Source organism: Desulfovibrio desulfuricans, assembly GCF_024460775.1.
GTDB lineage: Bacteria > Desulfobacterota > Desulfovibrionia > Desulfovibrionales > Desulfovibrionaceae > Desulfovibrio > Desulfovibrio desulfuricans_E.
In genome coordinates this window covers 49,635-71,525 of sequence record NZ_JANFYZ010000012.1, presented here as the reverse complement: position 1 = coordinate 71,525, position 21,891 = coordinate 49,635, and the positions used below count along the sequence as shown (strand labels likewise).

Here is a 21,891-nt window from a genome sequence, read left to right as displayed (position 1 = left end):
GAACCCGCGACTTCAACCTTGGCAAGGTTGCACTCTACCACTGAGTTACTCCCGCATGGTATGCGAAACGGCGAAGCGTAAAGGATGCTGTTGGAGGCGGCATCCAGATTTGAACTGGAGATGGAGGTTTTGCAGACCTCTGCCTTACCACTTGGCTATGCCGCCAGCAAAAAAAATGGAGCGGGAGACGGGATTTGAACCCGCGACTTCAACCTTGGCAAGGTTGCACTCTACCACTGAGTTACTCCCGCTCAGCGAGAAAACGTTCTACGCGGACTAGGCTGAGGTGTCAAGCATTGCTGGACTTTTTTTCGCCGCTTTTTTGACAAATTTGTTAATTGTTTGAAATGACGAATAAAATATCCAACTGTCATCCGCCGAGACTGTGCCCCTTCTTTGCAATCAGGGCCATCGGCAGTGCCGATGGCCCCTACTCATGCCTCACGTGCCGCGTTTAGGCGCGCACGCAGGCCGTATATTTCTCTTGGCCGGTAGCCTAATCCTTGCGGTTATCCACAATACGCTTGGCCTTGCCCTCGGAGCGCTCAATGGAGCGGGGTTCCATCAGGCGTACCTTGGCGGAGACGCCCAGGTATTCCTTGATGGTCTTTTGCAGGCGGCCTTCCAGCATTTGCAGCTTGCGGATTTCATCGGCAAAGAGATTCTCGTTCATTTCAACGCGCACTTCAAGCGTATCAAGGTTGTGCACGCGGTCCACGATGATCTGATAGTTGGGGGAAAGCCCTTCGCTTTCCATCAGGATGCCCTCAATCTGCTGCGGGAACACGTTGACGCCGCGGATGATGAGCATGTCGTCGCTGCGGCCCTGGAGGCGCGAAATACGCACGTGGGTGCGGCCGCACCGGCAGGGGGTGTAATCAAGGCTGGTGAGGTCGCGCGTGCGGTAGCGCAACATGGGGATGCCTTCCTTGGTCAGCGTGGTCAGCACCAGTTCGCCCACTTCGCCGGGGGGGAGCTGGTCGCCCGTAACGGGGTCAATGATTTCGGGCAGGATGTGGTCTTCCCACAAATGCATGCCGCACTTGGCTTCTTCGCATTCCATGGCAACGCCGGGGCCCATGATTTCGGACAGGCCGTAAATGTTCATGGCGCTGATGTCCATTTTGTCTTCAATGTCGCGGCGCATGGCTTCAGACCACGGCTCGGCGCCGAAAACGCCCACGCGCAGGGGCAGATCGCGAAAATTAACGCCCACTTCCATGGATGCTTCCCACAGATGCAGGCCATAGGACGGCGTGGCGCAGAGCACTGTTGCGCCAAAATCGCGCAGCAAACCGGCCTGACGCCGGGTCGCGCCGCCAGAAGCGGGAACAACAGTGGCGCCAAGGCGTTCTGCGCCATAGTGCGCGCCAAGCCCGCCAGTAAAGAGGCCGTAACCATAGGCCACATGTACTACGTCCGAGCGCACCACGCCTGCGGCTGCCAGGCTGCGGGCCATCAGTTCCGCCCAGGTTTCAAGGTCGCGCTGGGTATAGCCCACCACAACAGATTTGCCCGTGGTGCCGCTGGAGGCGTGCAGGCGTACGATGTGATCCTTGGGAACCGCAAAAAGGCCATAAGGATAGTGGTTGCGCAGATCCTGCTTTTCCGTAAAGGGCAGCAGCTTGAGATCCGCCAGCGACTTGATGTCGGCAGGGGTGATGCCTACCTCGTCAAAGCGTTTGCGATAAAAGGGCACGTTGGCGTAGACGCGGTTGCACAAATCACGCAGGCGGCGCAGTTGCAGCGCCTCCATTTCTTCGCGTGGCAGAGTTTCCTGTTTGATGTTGAAAAGCACGGCCCTCTCCTTCTGCGGCTGGCGTTTGGCGGCGCAAAAGCGCGACGCTGATCCCTGAAAAGCTTCGTTTGGGTATGCCGCAATGCGCTGGCGCGGTCAATACGGATTGGCGCGATTTTGCGCCCGTTTCAGCGCGCTGGCGGCTTGCAGCGCCATTGCTCTTGCCCCGTCTTTACGTTATGTGCAGGGGTATGGAAAACAACACTCCTTCTTCACCTGCAGGGGGCACTGCCCCCAAGCGTTATTCGGATGTCCCACTGGAAGAAAAGCTGGCGGACGTGGTCACCTGGCTTGAAGAGCACAAGGCCGCGCGCGTGGTCAGCATAGATATGGCCGGGCAGGGCGGCTTTGCCGAGGCTCTGGTCATTGCCAGCGCTGGTTCGGTGCGCCACGCACAGAGCCTCGCCGATGGCGTGGGCGAACTTTGCCGCCAGCGCAATTTTGAATATCTGCGTATGGAAGGCTACACCGCCGGCCAGTGGATTCTGGTGGACATGAACGACATTGTCGTCAACGTCTTTCTGGAGCCGGTGCGCGAGCTTTACGGCCTTGAAGCCCTGTGGGGCAAGGCTGCATCACTGGCCGAAGCCCGAAGCGGGGAATAATCATGACGCCCACGCTCTTGCTGATTCTTGATGGCTGGGGGATTGCCGAGCCGGGGCCCGGCAACGCGCCCTATATTGCAGCCACACCCAATATGGATGCGCTCGTCGCGCGCTGCCCGCATTCCCAACTGGCGGCCTCCGGGCGCGATGTGGGGCTGCCGCGCGGCTACATGGGCAATTCCGAGGTGGGGCATCTGAATATCGGCGCAGGCCGCGTGGTGTATCAGGACATGACCCGCATCGACGTGGCGCTGGAAGACGGCAGCTTTGCCGCCAATCCGGTACTCAACGGGCTGCTTGAATCAATTCGCAAGAGCGGCGGCAAGCTGCATCTGGCGGGGCTGCTTTCTGATGGCGGTGTGCACAGTCACATCCATCATCTTGAAGCCCTGTGCGGCATGGCCCATAAGGCAGGGGTGCCTGTGCGCATCCACTGCCTCATGGATGGGCGCGACCGCGACCCGCACAGCGGCGTGGATTTCATGCGCGCACTGCAAAAGAGCATTGAAGGGCAACCCAAGACGCGCGTCGCCAGCATGGTGGGCCGTTTTTTTGCCATGGATCGCGACAAGCACTGGGAGCGCCTTGCGGAAGCATGGGAAGTGATCGTTCACGGCATCCCTGCAACCACACTTGCGCCCGTAGCGGCCATTGAAGCCTCTTACGCGGCTGGCATCACGGACGAGTTCATCAAACCCCTGTGTTTTGCTGTGGGCGATGATGCCGGTATGGCCGATGGCGACGGTCTGTTCCTGTTCAACTTCCGCGCAGACCGCATGCGCCAGTTTACCCAGGCTTTTATTCAGCCGGGGTTTGACGGTTTTGACCGTGGCCGCGTTCCGGCTCTGGCCGGGGTTGCTTCCATGACCGCCTATGAATCAAGCTTCAATATACCCGTGGCCTTTCCCAAGGAGGCCGTGAGCATGGGGCTTGGCGAGGTGGTTTCCCGGCAAGGGCTGAAGCAGCTGCGCCTGGCGGAGACGGAAAAATACGCGCACGTCACCTATTTTTTCAATGGCGGGCTTGAAGAGCCTTTTGCTGGTGAGGATCGCATTCTTGTGCCGTCCCCCCGCGAGGTGAAAACCTACGATCAAAAGCCCTCCATGAGCGCCGTTGAAGTGACGGACAAGTTTGTGGAAGCCTGGAATTCCGGCGTGTACGATCTTGTGGTCTGCAATCTCGCCAATGGCGACATGGTGGGCCATACGGGCATTCTTCAGGCTGCGGTCAACGCCTGCGAAGTGGTTGACGCCTGCCTGGGGCGCATGGTCGCCGCAGTGGAGGCCCGCAAGGGCCGTATGATTGTCATTGCCGACCACGGCAACTGCGAAAAAATGCTCACGCCCGAAGGGCAGCCCCACACGGCCCACACCACCAATCCTGTTCCCTGCATTCTGCTGGAGCCGGATGGAAAGGTGCGCACTCTGGCAGACGGCAGGCTGGCCGATGTGGCCACCACCATTCTTGGTCTTTGGGGGATGCCGCCTTCTGAACTGATGACCGGCCGCAATCTGGCCGCGCCACAAAATGAAGGGGAGGCCAGCCGTGGCTGAGCGCAAGCGACCCGTCCAGCCTGTTGCGCCTGACGGGATGGAAATCCTGTTTTTTTATCAGTGCCCCAACTGCGGCAAGCACGTGCCGCAAGCCAGCCCAACGGAGCCTCGCATGGTGCGTTGCCCTGGCTGTTCGCAGTCCTTTCCCATTATCCCGGTTGACGAGCACAGCCTGCACTATGTGCGCATCATGCTGGCAGAGGGCAAGGCTGCCGCTGATCCTGATTTTCTGTAAGTTGAATTACAGGTAATTTCTGATTTTTGGGTGAGCCCGTGGCCCGCCCCTGTTCATGATGCCGTAGCGATGCTGGCGATGAACAGGGGTGGGCTTTTGCGTGTGAACCTGCCTCCTTTAAGATGATGAGGCTTTTTGCCCTGCAAAAAATTTGAACGCGTACTTGCGGCAAGCCCGTCCAGAGAGCTTTGGCCAAGAATGCAGGGTGAATGGCTTCCTGTATAGCAACGCCCGTGGTTTTAGATCGGTAGAATGAAGGTCTTGGCATTGCCTGCATGGCATTTTAGCGTCATATTTCTGCCATTGTGACAGTCTGGTAAAAATTTTTTGACGAAAACGGTTGCCTTCATCCATGATTCTAGGTATGTTTTCTCAGCCTGTGTTGGAGCAGGCCTGTGTCAACCCTGTGGGAAAAACTAGAGAGGAAGGGATTTATGAAACGCATCTGTACGCTTATCCTGGCCGCCGGCCTGGTGTTCGGCGCGGCCACCGGTGCCAGCGCCATTGATTTCAAGGCCAAGGGCCAGTGGCTCATGGGCTTCAGCGCTGGCAACAACAGCCTGACCAACACGACCCGTGAAAACAACACAAAGAGCAAGGGCGACACCGGCGACGGCTTTGTTGCCCAGCAGCGCGTGCGCTTGCAGTTGGACGCCGTGGCTTCTGAAGCCCTGTCCGGCACCGTGTATTTTGAAATTGGCACCCAGACCTGGGGCCAGAGCGCCACTGGCGGCTCCCTCGGCGCTGACGGCAACAACCAGGTTAAAGTGAAGAACGCCTACATCGACTGGGCCATCCCCCAGACCGATGCCAAGGTGCGCATGGGTATCCAGGGTCTTGCCCTGCCCAACACCGTTGCCGGTGGCTCCGCTATTCTTGATACCGACGTGGCCGCTGTTGTCGGTTCTTACAAGTTCAACGAAAACGTCAGCATGACCGCTTTCTGGGCTCGTCCTTTCAATGATAACTTCAATGGCGATGATGCCCGTTACCACGGCACCAACCATGTGAACTATCTTGACAACATGGATCTGTTTGGCGTGACCGCTCCCCTGACCTTTGACGGCGTGAACCTGACCCCCTGGGTCATGTACGGCATGCTGGGCAAGAACACCCTGACCAACTATGACGCCGGCAAAAATGAGTACAATCAGGTTGCCAACAACAATGACGGCAACCCGCCCATGACCCTGCTGCCCGCCCCCATGGGTTCGTCCATCACCGGTTCGGACTTTGTGCGCCTCGGCGGCACCAGCAAGTCTTACGGTTCCATGTTCTGGGCTGGTCTGCCCCTGGCTGTGACCATGTTTGATCCGTTGAACATCGAACTGGACATCAACTACGGCTATGTTGAAGGCATGGGCCGTTATGATGTGCAGAAGGGCCAGAGCAACGAATGGGTGCGCGGCAGCTCTCAGCGTCAGGGCTGGCTGGCCAAGGCCCTTGTTGAATACAAGATGGATTGGGCCACCCCCGGTCTGTTCGGCTGGTACGCTTCCGGCGACGACAGCAGCGTGAAGAACGGTTCCGAACGCATGCCTTCCCTGGTGCCCACCGGCAACTTCACCTCCTACATGGGCGACGGCAACATGGGCTGGCTGCGTCAGGACTACGGCGTTGACTACGCCGGTACCTGGGGCATCGGCGCCCAGTTGAAGGACATGAGCTTCCTGGAAGACCTGAAGCACACCTTCCGTCTGGCCTACTGGGGCGGCACCAACAGCACCAGCATGGTGAAGTACATGAAGACCGCCTACTCCTGGTCCGATGGCCTTGGCGCCAACACCGTGCCTTACCTGACCACCAACGACGGCCTTCTGGAATTCAACCTCGTGAACTCCTACAAGATCTACCAGAACCTGGAAATGAACCTGGAACTGGACTACATGGTCAACTGCATGGACAACAGCACCTGGAAGAAGGCTCAGACCCCCAGCTCGTTCAGCAAGCAGGACATGTACCAGGCCAAAGTGGTCTTCGCGTACAGCTTCTAATCCAAGCGCAACCGTCTGCGGACGGCTTGATACGCATTCAAAGGGAGGCCTTCGGGCCTCCCTTTTTACGTCTGCACCAACGCTGTTCTTTGAGCGATGGCTCTGGCTGTCTGCCCCGCGTAAAGCTGTCGGCAGCAGTTCGGCTGTGGATCGCAGCAGGCAGAAGTGCAAGACCGCGTGCCTTTTCGTAAGGCTGACACCCTCGCAGCTTGTCTTTACAGCGGATAGAACGAATCCAAGCCCGCCGGATGGGCAGCCATGCAGCAGCTTGCCCCTTGCTTTAGCCCTCGTGGCAGGATCAATACGACCAGAGCCCGCTTGCGCGGGCTCTGACAGAGAGGAGGGAAGGAGAGGGTATTGGAGTTTGGAGGAGGGAGGGTGTGAGATTAGTGACGCTTCTGCAACCTGTCTCGCAGGATGATGGCAAGCAGGTTCATGCCCAGTACCAGCAAGAGCAGCACGAGGCCGGTGCCGTATTGCAGGGGGCGGGTCTTGTCGATTTCCGTGCCTGCCGTGGCAAGAACATACATATGGTAGGGAAGCGCCATGACCGGGCTGAATATGGAATCCGGCCCCTTGGGCATATAGAATACTGAGGCCGTAAACATGATGGCGGCGGTTTCGCCCGCGGCGCGCGCCACACCAAGAATGGCCCCAGTGAGCATGCCGGGCAGTGCACTTGGCAAAATAACGCGGGCAATCGTCTGCGATTTGGTTGCGCCCAGAGCAAGCGAGGCCTCGCGGTATGTGTCCGGCACGTTACGCAACGCTTCCTCGGCTGTACCGATAATAACCGGCAAGGTCAGAACCGCAAGGGTAAGCACGCCAGAAACAATACTAACGCCAAATCCGCAGAAGGTAACAAAAAACGAAAGCCCGAACAGGCCAAAAACAACAGAAGGCACACCCGCGAGGTTGTTGACCCCCAGCCGCACAAAGCGGGCAAAGGCGTTGCGTTTGGCGTATTCATTGAGGTACACGGCGGAGGCCACGCCCAGAGGAAAAGCCAGCAGCAGCGAACCCAGTGAAAGAATCGCCGTGCCAATGATGCAGGGGAAGATGCCGCCCTGGGTCATCATCTGGCGGGGGGGCTCGGTCAGGAACGACCAGCTTAAGGCAGGTAAACCGTTTTGCAGCAAAAAGGCGCATACGGCCAGCAGTGCCAGCACGTTGCAGGCGGCAATCGCGCGCAACAGCCAGAACATGAAGGTCTGGTACTGCCCGCGGCCCTTGCCGCTGGCAAATTGCAGACGCACGCCTTCTTCGCGCGGCGGTTCTTCTGCATCGTGGTGTTTGAGGTCTGCTTCCAGAGGGCGCGGCGTTAGCTTGATGCTCGGCCCGGCGGAAGGAACAGGGGTAAGGCGGCTGGTGGCTGACATGGATTTTTCCTCGTTCTGAACTGGCGTCATACTGCGCAACCTTGCAACACTGTGCGTTTACAGGCTGGAGGTTCCCACCTGACGGTGTTTCTCGGCTATGTATCCGGCGGCCAGATTGAAGGCCAGCGTCAGGAAAAAGAGCACAATGCCAATGGCAAAAAGCGCATGGTAGTGTTCGCTGCGGAAGGCGGCCTCCGCCATCTCGGCGGCAATACTGGCAGGCATGGGCCGCACCGGATCGAGCAACGAGGTGGGGATGATGCCCGCTCCGCCAGCAACCATCAGCACCACCATGGTTTCACCTATGGCGCGCGACATGCCAAGCATCACAGCCGTGCCTATGCCCGAAAGAGCGGCAGGAATAACCACTCGCACTGTTGTCTGCCAGCGTGTCGCGCCCAGTGCCAGCGAGGCCTCGCGCAGGTCGCGCGGCACGCCGAACAGGGCATCTTCAGACACGGAGCAGATGGTCGGCACGCTCATGAGCGCCAGCACCAGCGAGGCATTGAGCAGATTCAGCCCTGTGGCCGCGTCCAGAAAATCCTGCAAGAAAGGCGCAAGCACCACCATGCCCAGAAAGCCCAGCACAACCGAGGGCAATGCCGCCAGCAGCTCCACAAAGGGCTTGATGATGCGGCGCACGTTGGGGTGGGCGATTTCCGTCAGGTAAACCGCTGTCAGTACCCCCATGGGTACCGCCAGCAGAGATGAAAGTACCGTCACCGCCAGAGAGGCAACCAGCAGGGGAAATATGCCGAACAATCCCGGTTCCTCAGTGGGATACCAGAGGTGCCCAAACAGAAAATTGAGGAAGGGGTATTCGCTGAAAAGCGGCAGACCTTCCATGAAGAGAAAAATGACAATACCAGCCAGAGCCAGCAGCGAACTGCCTGCCATGGTGGTAAGGGTGACGCGCACCGCTTTTTCCTTGATGTCTCTGGAGCGCATTGCGCTTTCTCCCCGGCGGGTGCGGGAGGCTCATGCCTTCCCGCTCCGCCGATGCTGTGGGTGTAACGCGGGTAGCCGTCTACCTACTTGCCCAGGGGCACATAACCCACTTCAAGCACGTTCTTCTGGCCCTTGCCGGGATCCAGCAGGTAATCCACAAAGGCCTTGGCGCCGCCAGCAGGCGTGCCGTTGGTGAAGACAAAAAGTTCGCGGGCGATGGGCCACTGCTTGGAAAGGGCGGTCTGGGCGGTGGCGGTCACATCATTGACCTTGAGGCCCTTGGTGGACTTGTCGAGATAGCCAAGGCCAACATAGCCCAGAGCGTTCTTGTTCTTGGAAACGGCCTGCACCACGGCGCCGTTGGAAGCCTGCATGAGAGCAGCGGGGTTAACGCGCTCTTCCTTCATGATAAGTTCCTGCCAGCATTCAAAGGTACCGGAGGACGTATCGCGGGAGATGACAACGATCTTGCCGTCCTGGCCGCCAATTTCCTTCCAGTTGGTGATCTTGCCGGCATAGATGTCGCGCAGTTGGGCAGTGGTGAGGGCGGCAACCGGGTTGGCGGGGTTGACCACAGGCACGATGGCGTCAATAGCAACAACAACGCGGTTGGGGGTCACGCCGTTTTTCTTGGCGGCTTCAACTTCCTTTTCCTTGATGTCGCGCGAGCTCATGGCGATGTCGCACTGCTTTTCAATGAGGGCCTTGATGCCGTTGCCGGAACCGCCGCCGGAAATGCTCAGTTCCACATCGGGGTGGGAGGCCATGAAAGCTTCGCCAGCTTTCTGAACCACAGGAAGAACCGTGGTGGAACCGTTGATGACGACCTGTTGGGCAGCCATGGCAGGAGCGCTGAGGCTCAGAACCGTGAGGGCAGTGGCGAGCAGTTTTCCGATAGACATGGATTTTCTCCTTGGTTTCTGGTGTTGGTGCCGGGGCGTTTCCCGGTACGTTTCTCTTTTTGCCCGCCTCTGTTACAAAAATATGACGAAACGCAGAAGACTGCGTGAAGCTGCAATATGCGCAACTAACATGCTGAAATGTTGCAGATTGTTTAAATTGTTTTTCGTCACGCAATTGTAACATGCCCTCCATCAGTTTGGCGCACAAAGCCGCTGTACTCTGTTTGCGTCATAGAGGTGAAACATATGAGCCAGCAAATACTGATAGTTGAAGACGAAGCCGACATTCGTGAACTTTTGCGTTTCAATCTTGAGCGCGAGGGGTTCACAGTGCATGAAGCCGCCGATGGCACACAGGGCCTGGCCCTTGCCCGGCAGCATACCCCCGACCTGGTGCTTCTTGATGTGATGCTGCCGGGTGTGGATGGATTTGAAGTGTGCCGCCGTCTTGGCGCGCAGGCTGAAACCTCCCACATCCCGGTGCTCATGCTCACCGCACGTGGTGAAGAAGTGGACCGGGTGGTGGGGCTGAGTCTTGGTGCCGATGATTATGTGGTCAAACCCTTCAGCGTCCGTGAGCTGATGCTGCGGGTCAAGGCAGTGCTACGACGCGGCGGGCGCAAGGTTGAAAGCCCTGTGCTTGAGCGGCATGGCATACGCCTGCGCACCGAGGCGCATTCCGCCGAAGTGGAAGGCGAATTGCTGAACCTCACGGCTACAGAATTCCGACTGCTTGAAGACCTGCTGCGGCATGCCGGATCAGTCCGCACCCGGGAGCAGCTCCTCAACAACGTGTGGGGCTATTCCTTTGAAGGCTATGCCCGAACCGTGGATACCCATGTGCGCAGGCTGCGCGCCAAGCTGGGCGAGGCGGCTCCCATGCTGGAGACTGTGCGCGGCGTTGGCTACCGCATCAAGGAATAAGGGCGCAGAGGCGGGAGCCGGGCGGTGCGCCTACGGTGGCGGGGCGTCTGGCTGATGGTAGACTGCGTTATAGTTTGATCGTTTTGAGGCTGCACATCTTCAAAATGTAATTGCCCACGACAGCATGTTACGAGCGAGAAAAACCATGCTTTCTTTCAGAACACGAATTTTTTGCAGCGTGCTTGCCGCAGCGCTCATTGCTTCGGGAATCGCCGTTTATTACGGCAGAGCTTCCTTTGAGCAGAGTCAGGTTGACGCGGCGCGCGAAAGACTGTTGCGCGAAACAACGCTGTCTGCCGCTATTCTTGACAAGACAGGGGCGAATCCTGAAGGCCTGCGCGAACTCGCGGCCATATTGCAAATGCCTCAGGAACGGCTCTCGCTCCTTGACAACAGCGGCAACGTGCTGGCCGACACCGCGCCGGGCGCGCAGCCGGTTTCCAAGCTCGACAACCATGCAGACAGGCCGGAGGTACGGGCTGCCATGCAGGGCGGGCAGGGGTATTCCGTGCGTTCGAGCGGAACTCTGGGTACAGATATGGCGTATGCCGCGGTGCGCGTAAATGATGCGCGGCTACTGCGCATTGCCTTGCCGCTGAACAACCTGCAACAGGAAATCGAAAGCCGCGTGGCCGTATTTACCAGAATCGGCATTGTGACGCTGGTGCTCTCGCTGATTCTTGCGGGTCTGCTCTCCGGCGCGTTGCGCAATTCGCTTTCACAGATGGTCTCTGTGGTGGAAGCCATCTCCTTGGGGAATTTTCAGCGGCGTTTGCGGCGCATTCCCGGCAGGGAGTTTGCCCCGCTAGCTGAAGCCGTAAACCGCATGGCCGAAAATATTGAAGATCATGTCCGCACGGCTGCGGAGCAGACAGCACAGCTTGAAAGCATACTGGAAACCATGAGCGATGGCGTGCTGGTGCTGGGCCCGCATGGGCGCATCCGCCGCTGTAACCGGGCATTGGCTCGTGAATTTCCTGCTGCGGCATCGGCCTTGGGCGCGCAGGTGGTGGAGGTTATTCCATCCCCGCAGTTGCAGGCCGCTGTGGATGCGGCCATGGCCGCCTGCCCAGTGCCAGGTTCTGTGTCAGGTTCTGTGCCCAGCTCTGGGGCTGGCCATGCAGACGCCGCACAAAACAGTGGTGCTCCCTCTGCGGAGCATGAAGGTGCTGCCGCTGGCGAAGAGCCAACGCTCAATCGCGAGCAGTGGTATCTGCAACTGGAGCTTTCGTCCGGTCAGGTCATGTCGGTATGCATTTCCCGCCCCTGCGGCCTTGAGCATCTGGGCCAGACAGGCGTGGGCGCGGTGGCGGTATTCCACGATATTACAGAGCTTATGCGCCTGGAGCGCGTGCGCCGCGATTTTGTGGCCAATGTGTCGCATGAGCTGCGTACCCCGCTGACGGCCATTCAGGGCTATGCCGAAACCCTCATCAGCCTGGATGCCTCGCCCGAATGCCGCCGCTTTGGCGAAATAATTCTGAAGCACGGGGTTTGCCTGAGCCGCATGGTGGACGATCTGCTCACCCTTGCCCGGCTGGAGGGCAAGACAGGCAGCCTGGAACTCAGCCCCACGGATCCCCGTGATGCAGTATCGCAGGCCGCGGGCATGTGCCGCGAAATGCTTGAGCGCCGTAAGTGTTCGGTAGTTGTGGATATCCCCGAAGATTGCCGCGTGATGGCAAGCCAGCCGCATCTGGCGCAGGTTTTCAGAAACCTTATTGAAAACGCGGGCCGTTACGCGCCGGAAGGCGGCGATGTTCGCATCAGCGCGCGCGTGAGCGGCCCGGATGTGGTTTTCCGCGTGGTGGACGACGGCCCCGGTATTCCCAAGGCCGATCTGGAGCGCATTTTTGAACGCTTTTATCAGGTGGAGCGGCACAGGGGCCAGGCAACTACCGGTCTTGGGCTGGCCATCTGCAAGCACATTGTTGAACGGCACGGTGGCCGCATCCGGGCGGAAAGCCCGGCGCAAGACGGCAGCACGGCTCTTGTTTTCACCCTATCTTCCGTTTACGGAGCGGCACTTTCATGAACGAGCATCTGCTGGCACGCAACGTCAGTGTATACTACGGGCAAAACAAGGCCCTGCACGAAGTAAGCCTGAATTTTGAGCCGCGCAGGGTCACGGCCCTGATTGGCCCCTCGGGCTGTGGCAAATCAACCTTTCTGCGTTGTCTTAACCGCATGAACGACCTTGTTCCCGGCGCGCGCGTTGAAGGCGAAATCCTTCTGGATGGTCAGGACGTGAACCGTCCCGATACGGATGTGGTTTCGTTGCGCTGCCGTGTGGGCATGGTGTTTCAAAAGCCTAATCCCTTCCCCAAAACCATTTACGAAAACGTGGCCTACGGCTTGCGCGTCAATGGCTTGCGGGACGAAAGCCTGATTGCCGAAAAAGTGGAGCTTTCCCTGCGCAGGGCCGCCATTTTTGAAGAAGTCAAAGACCGCCTGCAAAGCCCGGCGCTTGGGCTTTCCGGCGGGCAGCAGCAGCGCTTGTGCATTGCCCGTGCCCTGGCTGTGGAGCCGGAGGTGCTGCTCATGGACGAACCCGCCAGCGCCCTTGATCCCATTGCCACGCAAAAGATTGAAGAAAGCATCCGCGAACTGCGCGAATCGCTTTCCATCATCATTGTTACGCACAACATGCAACAGGCTGCCCGCGTTTCTGACTACACGGCATTTTTTTACATGGGCAGGCTTATTGAACACAACGCAACGGATGTCATGTTCACCAGACCGGCCAAAAAGCAGACGGAAGATTATATTACAGGCCGTTTTGGCTAACCGCCTGCTCTCGCAGCCGTCAGGACGTCATGTTCAAGCGCTGCCAGCGCGCCGCAGAGAGCGCAGGGCAGTTCACATTCAAGCGTAATTGTTCCGGGAGAACGATCATGCAGCAACAGGCCAATTATTTGCAACAACTGCTCGTATCACTGCGCACCAGGCTGCTGGTCATGTGCGCCAGCGTGGGCATTGCCCTGGAAGACGCCGGCAAGGCCATGGCGGCAGGTGATCCGGGCCGCGCAGCATCCGTCATTGAAAACGATGCAGCCATTGACGCTCTGGAAAATGAAATTGACGAGATGGCCCTGCAACTGCTTGCCCGCACACAGCCCGTTGCCGGAGATCTGCGTTTTGTGGTCAGTGCCCTGCGTATGGTGGTTGACCTTGAGCGCATTGGCGACGAGGCCGTGAGCATGGCCGAGCAGGCTATTTTGATGCAGGACAAGCCGGGCTTTGGGGTGATTCCCCATGTGCGCGAAATGTACTACAAGGCCAGCGATGCTTTTGACCGCGCCGTGCGCGTGTTCCGCGAGAACAATGCGCAAGACGCCCTGCATATGCTGCGCGGCGATGAAGAGGCCGTGCAAAGCGAAGTGCGCATCATCCAGCAGATTATGGAAAGCCTTTCTGACCCTGATTCCAGCCTGGATCCCTATCAGGCCATGCACATCATACTTGTGACCCGCTCGCTCACGCGCGTGTGGCGGCGCTCCATCAACATTGCGGAGCAGGTCTATTTTATCAGCCAGGGTGAAAGCGTGAAGCACAAGGGTGATGAACGCGGGGAAGTCGCGCGCGCTACTGGCGATGTCCAGTCAGCCGGTATGGCTGACTCCGCGTCCGGCACATCATCGGTTTCCGCCATGCATGAAGACGCGGACGATGCGGCTGATGATACAGCTGGCCCAGAAGACCGCGCCTGATATCAGATTTTTGTTGCAGGCTGAACGCAAAAGCCCCCGAACCTGAGAGGTTCGGGGGCTTTGTCATATCTGCTGCAGCAAGGCTAGATGAGGTTCTGCTGGCGCAGCACTTCAATGAGCTTTTGCTTGGTGCCTTCGGCCATGGGGCAGAGGGGCAGGCGGATTTCCGCTTCCATGCGGCCCATGAGCGCAAGCGCTGTCTTGGCCGGAATAGGATTGCTCTCAAAGAACAGGGCATCGTGCAGGGGAAAGAGCGCATGGTGGATACGCGCTGCTTCCTTGAGGTCGCCCTTGTTGAAGGCATTGCACATGGCTGCCACGCGGCCGGGCACAAGATTGGAGGTAACGGAGATGACACCCTTGCCGCCAAGCGCCATGAGGGGCAGAGCGGTAAAGTCGTCGCCGGAGAGAACGCTGAAGTTCTCGGGGCAGCTTTCAAGCACGCGGCTGCCCTGAACCAGGTCGCCGGTGGCTTCCTTGACGCCCACAATGTTGGGGAAGTCGCGCGCCATGCGGGCCAGAGTGGCGGGCAGCAGATTGCAACCCGTGCGCCCCGGCACGTTGTAGGGCACCAGGGGCATGTCCACAGCCTGGGCAATGGCCTTGAAGTGCTGGTACAGGCCTTCCTGGGTGGGCTTGTTGTAATAGGGGGTGATGAGCAGCGCGCCGTCGGCCCCGGCCTTTTGCGCAAACTTGGTCAGGCGGATGGCTTCCATAGTATTGTTGGAACCAGCGCCCGCAAGAACCGGAACACGGCCCTTGACCTGATCTATGCATATTTCGATGACCCTTTCGTGTTCCTCATGGGTCAGGGTGGCGGATTCGCCAGTGGTGCCGCAGGGAACCAGACCGTGAATGCCTTCGCTGATCTGGTGTTCAATAAATGCGCGGTATGCTTCTTCGTCCAGAGCGTTGTTTCTGAACGGGGTTACAAGCGCGGTCAATGCACCTGAAAATTGCATTACAGACTCCTGTGTGTCAGCGCGCTGCAAAAAGCGAACAAAAGCCCGCGCGAAGGTTTGGCCCTCGCAGGCAGGCGGCCCCGCACGGGCCTCAGGTTCGGCAGCGCGTTACAGCCTTACTGATTGATAAATTCTTTCAATTCCTTGCCCGCTCGGAAAAAGGGCAGGCGTTTCGATTCAACAACGACGCTTTCGCCGGTTTTAGGATTGCGGCCGGCGTAGCCTTCGTACTCCTTGATTTTGAAGCTGCCGAAGCCGCGTATTTCAATACGCTCTCCGGAAAGCAGAGATTTTTTCATTGCGTCAAAGAAGGTGTTGACCACCAATGACGCGTCGTCCAGAGGGATGTTGGTTTCGTCGGCCAGTGCCTTGATAAGCTCGCTCTTGTTCATCATGCCTCCGTGACCGCGTTACAAGTTTGCCCAACAGGGCGACAACGTCGGGCATTTATTAGTAATTCAACCCTATACCTTTTTCCAGACAAGGTAAACTGTTTGACAAAAAATCTAGTCCTGAACCGGAACAGGTTGCAAAATGTTGCGCGAGCCAAGCCAGTCAAGCATTCCCAGCCGGATGCGCTGCAAGCGCGAGGCCATATTCTGCAAATCCAGCGCAGCGGGGCTGCCCGGAGAGTGCATCATCAGCGGCTTTTGCAGGCAGACTGCTTCTGGCAATTTTTTGTCGGAGCGCACATGCCCCAGCAAAACAGGCTCTATGTGCAGAAAATGTTTGCACGCGCCGGAAAGTTTGTCGAATGAAGATTTTGCCTCGGCCTGGGAGGTTGCCTGATTGACCAGCACCATGAAGTCGCGCAGGCCGTAGCGGCTGTTAAGCACCTTGATGAGGGCGTAGCTGTCCGTCAGGGATGTGGGTTCGGGCGTGATGACAACGATGCGCACCGAGGCCATGGCGGCAAAGGTCTGCACCGTGCCGGAAATACCCGCGCCTATATCCATGAAGACAAAATCATATTTGTGCAGCACAGGTTCCAGCCGGGAGAGCAGCAGGTCGCGCGCGTCGGGCTGCAGCTCGGTCAGTTCCGGCACGCCAGATGCTGCGGGCAGCACGGCAAAGTCCTCGCCATCAATCTGGCAGAGCACGTCCGATACATCGGCTTCGCCCAAAAGGGCCGTCTGGAGGTTGCCTTCCGGCGTAATGCCCAGCAGCACGTCAAGATTCGCAAGACCCAGATCGCAGTCCATCAACAGGGTTTTAAAACCCTGCTGGTGCAGGGCGCAGGCTATATTGAGCGACATGTTTGTTTTGCCCACCCCGCCTTTGCCGCTCAGCAGGGCAACGCTCAATGTCGTATTCGCCATCAGTTTCCCTCAAAGAAGAGAAATCGTTTTTCGCTGGAATGCACAAGGGTGGTTCTGGCGTCCAGGGCAGCGCCACCCGCTATGCAAATGTGGCCGTGCTTTTGGGCCAGAGCCTCGTCCGTGGCCTGTGCGGCCTTGCCCAACAGGGCCTCGGGGGTTGGTCTGCCCCCCTGATCGGCGCAGGCTATGCCCAGGGCGCAATTGGCCTTTGCCGCATGCCTGCCCTTGCTGGCAATGGGAATTTCCGCTGCCCGGACAGCAAAGATTTTTTGTATCTGTTCGGCCATCAGGCGTGCGCGCAGCACGCTGACGCCGGGCAGGAGCAGGGCAAAGCGCCCAAGGTCGGTACAGCCCAGGGTATCGCATTCCTCGCGGCACTGCCGCAGGCAGTCCACAAGCAGCGTTTCCAGCGCCAGTACCGAGGCCTCGTCCAGATGCGTCTTGTCCAAAATAACAGCCTCAATCACCGCCAGATCCCCCCCGGTACGGGAAAGGCGCAACAGTTCGCGGTTTATCTGCACCGTAAACATTTCGGCCATGAGCAGGTGGGCAAGGTGCCCAGGGGCATTGCTGGGGCCGCCGCCAAGTTCCGGCAAAAGGCCGGGGTTGGCAGGCAGTGCGCACCAGCGCCCGGTGGGGTAGCGGCGCAAAAATTCCTGCCACCTGCTGACGTTGAAACCCGGCAACAGCCGGGCCACCAGCACAGATTCGCCGCTGCTGCGCGAAGCTGCGCCGTCTGCCTGCCGCAAGGCAAGCAGCTCGTTGGCAAGTGCGTCAAAATCAGCGTTGTTGCTCATGTCGGTGCAGCAGGTAATCGTGTTGGAACTGGTCGATCTGACCGTTCAAAACGCCTTCCACATCTCCGGCTTCGGAGCCGGTGCGGTGATCCTTGACCAGCCTGTAGGGCTGCAAGGTGTACGTGCGGATCTGGCTGCCAAAAGCGATGGCGTCCTTGCCGGCGTATTCCGCCTGTCGTTCCGCATCGCGTTTTTGCAGTTCAATGTTGTACAGGCGGGCGCGCAAAACGCGCATGGCCGTATCCTTGTTGTGGTGCTGCGATTTTTCGTTCTGGCACTGGGCGGAAACACCCGTGGGGATGTGGGTCACGCGCACGGCCGAACTTGTGGTGTTGACGCTTTGCCCGCCGGGGCCGCTGGAGCGGAAAATATCCACGCGGATGTCGGATTCCTTGATGTCCAGCTCGATATCGTTGCCCACGTCGGGGATTACGTCCACAGATGCAAAGGAGGTGTGGCGGCGGCCCGATGAATCGAAAGGCGAAATGCGGATAAGGCGATGGATGCCGCGCTCGCTCTTGAGAAAGCCAAAGGCATGCGGTCCGGCAATGCGCAGGGTAACGCTTTTAACGCCCGCCTCGTCGCCCGGCAGGTAGTCCAGCTCTTCCACTGTGTACTTGTGGCGCGCGGCCCAGCGGGTATACATGCGCAGCAGCATTTCGGCCCAGTCCTGCGACTCTGTGCCGCCAGCGCCGGGGTGGATTTCAAGGATGGCGTCCTGATTGTCTTCCTCGCCGGAAAGCAGCATGACAAGCTCGGTTTCGTCCAGCAGTGCGGCAAGGTCGCGGTTCTGCTGGTCAAGGGATTCCAGAGCTTCGGGGTCTTCGCTTTCAGAGGCCAGGGCCAGCCATTCGTTCATGTCGTCATGGCAGGTCTTGAGGCGGCTGAGACGCTCGATTTCTTCTTCAAGACGCCGCTTTTCCTGCAAAACAGGGGTCAGCGCTTCAGGATTGTCCCATGCGCCGGGGCGGGAAATTTCGTGTTCGATGTCCTGCAGGCGCTTCTGGCTGGCGGCAACGTCAAAGACGCCCCCAGAGGGTGGCGAAACGTTGGGAAAGGGGCTGGCATGCGGCGCGCAGATCACTGAGTTGCAACATTGTGGATACTATGGGGGTTAAGGTGAATGCCCTGAGGCGTAAAACCGCGCAACCGGGAGGATCAGACCTCCGCGTGCGCGCGGCGCTGACTGCGTCAAGGCCGAAAAAAATCAGGAACAGCTGGCGGCTTTGTCGCGGTCTTTTGCAAACCTGCCGCCGGGGCCGAGCAGCAGTAGGGTCAGAAATACCATGGCAGCTCCGGGCATAAGCCAGGGCGAGATACTGTGGAACAGGCTTGGAGCAGTTACAAGCGCTGCCTTGCCCCAGACGGCCTGAGCCTTGAACTGGCCTCCCTGCATGGTCAGCCGGGCGCGCGGATCCACCACAACAGAAATGCCCGTGTTGGTGCCGCGTAATATCCAGCGGTTCTGCTCCACGGCCCGCAGGGCAGTGAGGTAGAGATGCTGCCGTGCCGCCGGAGTGTTGCCAAACCAGCCGTCATTGCTGATATCTACAAGAATGTTTGCCCCATCCGCCACGCGGTTCTGGGCAAGCCACGGGAATATTCCCTCATAGCAGATGAGCATTCCCAGAGCAAGATTGTCCTGCCGCAGCGGGGCGACAGCCGTGCCAGTCTGGTACACGCCAACCCCTTGCAGCAATGCCTCCAGAAATCCCCAGTTGAGCCATTCCGGCAGATATTCGCCAAAGGGAACCAGGTGTTCCTTGTCGTAATATCCGACAGTATCGCCCTTGGGGTTCAGCAAAAAGGCCCGGTTGAAAACATCGGGATCTTTTTTGCCGGGGTGGCGCTCGAGGCCCGGCGCGCCAAACAGCAGCGGGCTGCCGCTGTGGGCCGCCAGCTCGCGAATGCGCGGGGCATGCAGGGCGTTGACCTCAAAAAAGAAAGGCATGGCTGTTTCCGGCCACACAATGAGGGGGCGGGCATCGGGTTTTTGCGCAAGGCCCTGATACGTCAGGCCCAGATACAGATCCACAGTCTGCCGCTGAAAGGCTGGAACCCACTTCTGGTTCTGGTCAACGTTGCCTTCCACGTAGAGCACATCCACGCTGTCCTGCCCGCTGGGTTCGGTGACCATCGGGTTGGCGTAAAGCCGCCAGCCCCCGTAGCACAGAAGGGAAATCGTGAGCACAAGGCCGGGGATCAGGCTTGCGCGGTCGGGGCAGAAGCGCCGCGGCCCGCAGACAAAGGCAAGGCAGCACAGCAGGGCCGCCATGCTCCACAGGCCTGTAAGGGCGTAACCGCCCACCATGTCCGCAGCCTGCACCAGTATGGGCCAGGGGGACAAAGCCCCGGCCATGTCAAGCCAGGGAAAGCCCAGGGCAAGGGCATAGACCGCCTCAAGCAGATACCACAGCAGGCCAAGCAGCACGGCCTGCACCCAGGCGGGCCTGTGGCGGAACATGTGGGCCGCGAGGGCAAACAGGCCGCCGGCACTGCCAATGCAGGTTACGATGAACAGCGCGCAGGGAACGGCCAGCAGCCAGGGCAGGCCGCCCACGTTGTGCACGGGCAGGGTAAGCCAGTAGAGCGCGGCCACGCCGCCAGCAATGGTGCCAATCCAGCCCATGCGCAAGGCAATGGCGCGGCTCGCGGCCTCCCGGCCAAGCAATGCCAGCGCCACAGGCCACAGGAGCACCAGTGGAGGGAAACTGATAAGATCGTTGGGAAAGCCCAGCCACAGGCCTAGTGCGGCAGCAAGGCACAAAACCCAGCCGCGCTGCGTGGCCCCTGGCGCTTCAGGACGGAACAGCTTCATGCTTTTGCCGCTTCTTCCTCTTCCGTGGCCGGAGCGGGCGCGGCGTGGTCAGCAGGTTCCATGCGCAGGCGGATAATGAGCTTCCTGTCAGCTTCAAGCACGGTAAAGGCCCAGCCTCGCAGGGTAAAGCGCTCGCCAGGGCCGGGGACGTGCCCCGCCTCCATGCTCAGGTAGCCGCCGATGGTGTCCACCTCGTCCGAATCCAGATCAACGCCCAGATCTTCAAGGTCTTCCAGCAGGGCGCGACCAGTGAGTTCATAAACATTTTCGCCGAGGGGGCGGATATCTTCCTGACGCGGCGCATCGTGTTCGTCTTCAATATCGCCCACGATTTCTTCCAGCACGTCTTCGATGGTGATAAGGCCGGATGTGCCGCCGTATTCGTCAAGCGCAATGGCAATGTGCTGTTTGCGGGCGCGAAATTCCTGCAGCAGGGTGCGGATGGACTTGGTCTCTGGCACAAAGAAAGGCTCGCGCATGACCCGCGAAACTGCGGGGGCGTGTTCCCCCTGATCCAGCAGGCTGCTGAGAACATCCTTGGCGTGGAGAATGCCCACGATATTGTCGCGGGTGTCCTTGTAAACGGGAATGCGCGAATGACCGGAACGCACAATGATGCGCGCCACTTCCTGAAGCGGCATGTCATCGGGAACGCAGTCTATATCGGTGCGGGGGATCATGGTGTCCTGCACCTGAAGATCGTTGAAGCGCAGGATGCCAAGGAGCATGGATTCCTCGTAGGGTTCCACCTCGCCGTCGGCTCGTGCTTCCAGAATGGCTTTTTCGAGAGATTCCTGATCGTCGTGCCCGAACAGTCTGCTCAGGCGCGACCAGATGGTACTGTGACCTTCCGTGCCGCCGTCCAAAATAACCTCCTAGGTTGGCGTACTCACTACGCGCCGCGCGCGTTTGCCTGCGGTGCAACCGCCACGGCAGAATTTTCCTGCCTTGAGCGGATGATTTCAAAATCCGACCCAGGCAGCACGTTATTCAAAGATAGTTTGCCCTAGCCAGTCAGCTTGCGCTGCTGGATATCCATCTGCATCACCCACTGGGTAATGGGCGAAACACCGCTCTTGGGGGTGCTGTGGAACCAGTTGATATCGGCCTTGCCCTGTTCCAGAACCGCCCAGTTGCTGAATTCTGTTCCCAGAACCAGGGCCGGGGTGGGCTCTTTCTGCATGCGGATATTGAGCACGTCACAGGTGCACCAGAATGTGACCACGCGGTCTTCCTTGCTCATCTGATAGATGATGAGACAAAGTAACTGGGAACCTTTGTCGAGGTCAACTGGCTTGTCTTCCAGCGATTCAGCAGGAAAGCGCAGAGCCATGCCCGTGGCGGAAATGTCGGCCACCTGCACAAGCTCGTTTTCCATGCCGGATTTATAATGCAGCAGGGGTCTGCCAATTTCTGCCGTGTTGCGGGGCATGGGCTTGGCGGGGTCCATCTCCCACACGCCGATAACACGCACCAGATCCTTGGGCGGTTTAACGCGGATGAAATGGCGTTTTTGCCCGGCGTCTATATCCTTGGGCATGGAAAGGAGAAGGCGCGATTTGTCATACGCGCCCTTTACCTGCTGAATCTGTGCCTGGAATTTAAAAAAGGAGGGGCCTTCGGGCAGGGTGGCGCGAAAGAATACTTCCACCGGGGTGCCTTCAAGCTCGCGTGATACATAGGAAAGAACTTCCATCTCAAGCTGCGTGGAAAGTATCCTGACGAGGGTGCCGGCCATGCCCTTGCTGTTGTGGAGTTCCTCAACATTAAGGTCGAATATTTCGTTCTGCGCCTGCGCAGTCTCAAGCATGCGGCGGATGATCTCCGCACGCTTTGCCGCGTGGCGCATGCTCTGCAACCGGCCTTTGACCGAGACGAGCGTGGCGCAAAGCGCCGCAAGCAGAATGCCGACAACAATAAGAAGTTGGGTGCCCGTCATAGATTCAC

At 58.9% G+C, this 21,891-nt stretch carries 20 protein-coding genes and 2 tRNA genes; 8 read left to right on the top strand and 14 right to left on the bottom strand.

Going from position 1 to position 21,891, the window contains the following annotated elements:
• Positions 1-91 precede the first annotated feature (91 nt).
• The 3 genes from NE637_RS12660 to NE637_RS12650 form a co-directional block, all read right to left on the bottom strand.
• Positions 92-165 (bottom strand) — tRNA-Cys (locus NE637_RS12660).
• A gap of 11 nt (positions 166-176) precedes the next feature.
• Positions 177-251 (bottom strand) — tRNA-Gly (locus NE637_RS12655).
• A gap of 245 nt (positions 252-496) precedes the next feature.
• Positions 497-1,798: a phenylacetate--CoA ligase family protein gene (locus NE637_RS12650; protein ID WP_192113257.1), complete on the bottom strand. Its 1,302-nt coding sequence runs from the start codon at positions 1,796-1,798 to the stop codon at positions 497-499.
• Between the two features lie 191 nt (positions 1,799-1,989).
• Here NE637_RS12650 and rsfS point away from each other — a divergent pair, with 191 nt between their 5' ends.
• From rsfS to NE637_RS12630, 4 genes are all read left to right on the top strand, one after another.
• A complete protein-coding gene (gene rsfS / locus NE637_RS12645; RefSeq protein WP_192113258.1) occupies positions 1,990-2,403 on the top strand; it encodes a ribosome silencing factor in 414 nt (137 codons plus the stop codon).
• Positions 2,400-3,956: a 2,3-bisphosphoglycerate-independent phosphoglycerate mutase gene (gpmI, locus tag NE637_RS12640; protein WP_227119032.1), complete on the top strand. Its 1,557-nt coding sequence runs from the start codon at positions 2,400-2,402 to the stop codon at positions 3,954-3,956. The genes rsfS and gpmI overlap by 4 nt, the downstream gene beginning before the upstream one ends.
• Positions 3,949-4,191 (top strand): hypothetical protein, encoded by a 243-nt coding sequence (locus NE637_RS12635; protein ID WP_022659449.1) that lies wholly within the window; start codon positions 3,949-3,951, stop codon positions 4,189-4,191. Before gpmI ends, NE637_RS12635 begins: the two co-directional genes overlap by 8 nt.
• A 434-nt stretch (positions 4,192-4,625) precedes the next feature.
• Positions 4,626-6,185 (top strand): outer membrane homotrimeric porin, encoded by a 1,560-nt coding sequence (locus tag NE637_RS12630; RefSeq protein WP_215647935.1) that lies wholly within the window; start codon positions 4,626-4,628, stop codon positions 6,183-6,185.
• Between the two features lie 386 nt (positions 6,186-6,571).
• On the opposite strand, the gene pstA is transcribed toward NE637_RS12630, so the two are convergent.
• From pstA to NE637_RS12615, 3 genes are all read right to left on the bottom strand, one after another.
• Positions 6,572-7,390 (bottom strand): phosphate ABC transporter permease PstA, encoded by an 819-nt coding sequence (pstA, locus tag NE637_RS12625; protein ID WP_192113399.1) that lies wholly within the window; start codon positions 7,388-7,390, stop codon positions 6,572-6,574.
• 231 nt (positions 7,391-7,621) lie between these two features.
• Positions 7,622-8,512: a phosphate ABC transporter permease subunit PstC gene (gene pstC, locus NE637_RS12620; RefSeq protein ID WP_192113260.1), complete on the bottom strand. Its 891-nt coding sequence runs from the start codon at positions 8,510-8,512 to the stop codon at positions 7,622-7,624.
• A gap of 83 nt (positions 8,513-8,595) precedes the next feature.
• Positions 8,596-9,414 carry a PstS family phosphate ABC transporter substrate-binding protein gene (locus NE637_RS12615; protein ID WP_192113261.1) on the bottom strand — a complete coding sequence of 273 codons (819 nt, stop codon included), beginning with the start codon at positions 9,412-9,414 and terminating at the stop codon, positions 8,596-8,598.
• A 246-nt stretch (positions 9,415-9,660) separates the two neighbouring features.
• Between NE637_RS12615 and NE637_RS12610 the strand changes: the two genes are divergently transcribed.
• From NE637_RS12610 to phoU, 4 genes are all read left to right on the top strand, one after another.
• Positions 9,661-10,338 carry a response regulator gene (locus NE637_RS12610; RefSeq protein ID WP_022659455.1) on the top strand — a complete coding sequence of 226 codons (678 nt, stop codon included), beginning with the start codon at positions 9,661-9,663 and terminating at the stop codon, positions 10,336-10,338.
• 145 nt (positions 10,339-10,483) lie between these two features.
• The gene (locus tag NE637_RS12605; RefSeq protein ID WP_192113262.1) at positions 10,484-12,373 is read left to right on the top strand and encodes a sensor histidine kinase; all 1,890 of its coding nucleotides are present in this window, start codon (positions 10,484-10,486) and stop codon (positions 12,371-12,373) included.
• Entirely contained in the window at positions 12,370-13,125 is a 756-nt protein-coding gene (pstB, locus tag NE637_RS12600; RefSeq protein WP_022659457.1) for a phosphate ABC transporter ATP-binding protein PstB, read from the top strand. Before NE637_RS12605 ends, pstB begins: the two co-directional genes overlap by 4 nt.
• Positions 13,126-13,232: 107 nt before the next feature.
• Complete coding sequence (gene phoU / locus NE637_RS12595) at positions 13,233-14,048, top strand: phosphate signaling complex protein PhoU (protein WP_227119030.1); 816 nt, start codon at positions 13,233-13,235, stop codon at positions 14,046-14,048.
• Between the two features lie 83 nt (positions 14,049-14,131).
• Here the strand turns inward: phoU and dapA are convergent, their stop codons facing one another.
• The 8 genes from dapA to NE637_RS12555 form a co-directional block, all read right to left on the bottom strand.
• Positions 14,132-15,010 carry a 4-hydroxy-tetrahydrodipicolinate synthase gene (dapA, locus tag NE637_RS12590; RefSeq protein WP_022659460.1) on the bottom strand — a complete coding sequence of 293 codons (879 nt, stop codon included), beginning with the start codon at positions 15,008-15,010 and terminating at the stop codon, positions 14,132-14,134.
• Between the two features lie 116 nt (positions 15,011-15,126).
• A complete protein-coding gene (locus NE637_RS12585) occupies positions 15,127-15,402 on the bottom strand; it encodes an HU family DNA-binding protein (protein WP_022659461.1) in 276 nt (91 codons plus the stop codon).
• A gap of 114 nt (positions 15,403-15,516) precedes the next feature.
• Entirely contained in the window at positions 15,517-16,329 is an 813-nt protein-coding gene (locus NE637_RS12580; RefSeq protein ID WP_022659462.1) for a MinD/ParA family protein, read from the bottom strand.
• Entirely contained in the window at positions 16,329-17,126 is a 798-nt protein-coding gene (locus NE637_RS12575) for a nucleotidyl cyclase domain-containing protein (RefSeq protein WP_256267748.1), read from the bottom strand. The genes NE637_RS12580 and NE637_RS12575 overlap by 1 nt, the downstream gene beginning before the upstream one ends.
• A protein-coding gene (gene prfB, locus NE637_RS12570; RefSeq protein ID WP_192113265.1) for a peptide chain release factor 2 occupies positions 17,110-18,223 on the bottom strand; the annotation gives its coding sequence in 2 pieces (ribosomal slippage) (positions 17,110-18,147 and positions 18,149-18,223; 1,113 coding nt in all). Before prfB ends, NE637_RS12575 begins: the two co-directional genes overlap by 17 nt.
• 110 nt (positions 18,224-18,333) lie before the next feature.
• A complete protein-coding gene (gene lnt, locus NE637_RS12565) occupies positions 18,334-19,944 on the bottom strand; it encodes an apolipoprotein N-acyltransferase (protein WP_227119026.1) in 1,611 nt (536 codons plus the stop codon).
• Positions 19,941-20,810 carry a hemolysin family protein gene (locus tag NE637_RS12560; protein ID WP_192113267.1) on the bottom strand — a complete coding sequence of 290 codons (870 nt, stop codon included), beginning with the start codon at positions 20,808-20,810 and terminating at the stop codon, positions 19,941-19,943. The genes lnt and NE637_RS12560 overlap by 4 nt, the downstream gene beginning before the upstream one ends.
• Positions 20,811-20,950: 140 nt before the next feature.
• Positions 20,951-21,883 carry a PilZ domain-containing protein gene (locus tag NE637_RS12555; protein WP_227119025.1) on the bottom strand — a complete coding sequence of 311 codons (933 nt, stop codon included), beginning with the start codon at positions 21,881-21,883 and terminating at the stop codon, positions 20,951-20,953.
• Positions 21,884-21,891 lie beyond the last annotated feature (8 nt).

Bases quoted from the DNA above. Each gene is read 5' to 3' on its own strand.
- rsfS (WP_192113258.1), top strand. From the start codon at position 1,990: ATGGAAAACAACACTCCTTCTTCACCTGCAGGGGGCACTGCCCCCAAG.
- NE637_RS12630 (WP_215647935.1), top strand. From the start codon at position 4,626: ATGAAACGCATCTGTACGCTTATCCTGGCCGCCGGCCTGGTGTTCGGC.
- pstA (WP_192113399.1), bottom strand. From the start codon at position 7,390: ATGTTCTGGCTGTTGCGCGCGATTGCCGCCTGCAACGTGCTGGCACTG.
- pstC (WP_192113260.1), bottom strand. From the start codon at position 8,512: ATGCGCTCCAGAGACATCAAGGAAAAAGCGGTGCGCGTCACCCTTACC.
- NE637_RS12615 (WP_192113261.1), bottom strand. From the start codon at position 9,414: ATGTCTATCGGAAAACTGCTCGCCACTGCCCTCACGGTTCTGAGCCTC.
- NE637_RS12610 (WP_022659455.1), top strand. From the start codon at position 9,661: ATGAGCCAGCAAATACTGATAGTTGAAGACGAAGCCGACATTCGTGAA.
- NE637_RS12605 (WP_192113262.1), top strand. From the start codon at position 10,484: ATGCTTTCTTTCAGAACACGAATTTTTTGCAGCGTGCTTGCCGCAGCG.
- pstB (WP_022659457.1), top strand. From the start codon at position 12,370: ATGAACGAGCATCTGCTGGCACGCAACGTCAGTGTATACTACGGGCAA.
- phoU (WP_227119030.1), top strand. From the start codon at position 13,233: ATGCAGCAACAGGCCAATTATTTGCAACAACTGCTCGTATCACTGCGC.
- dapA (WP_022659460.1), bottom strand. From the start codon at position 15,010: ATGCAATTTTCAGGTGCATTGACCGCGCTTGTAACCCCGTTCAGAAAC.
- NE637_RS12585 (WP_022659461.1), bottom strand. From the start codon at position 15,402: ATGAACAAGAGCGAGCTTATCAAGGCACTGGCCGACGAAACCAACATC.
- NE637_RS12580 (WP_022659462.1), bottom strand. From the start codon at position 16,329: ATGGCGAATACGACATTGAGCGTTGCCCTGCTGAGCGGCAAAGGCGGG.
- NE637_RS12575 (WP_256267748.1), bottom strand. From the start codon at position 17,126: ATGAGCAACAACGCTGATTTTGACGCACTTGCCAACGAGCTGCTTGCC.
- lnt (WP_227119026.1), bottom strand. From the start codon at position 19,944: ATGAAGCTGTTCCGTCCTGAAGCGCCAGGGGCCACGCAGCGCGGCTGG.
- NE637_RS12555 (WP_227119025.1), bottom strand. From the start codon at position 21,883: ATGACGGGCACCCAACTTCTTATTGTTGTCGGCATTCTGCTTGCGGCG.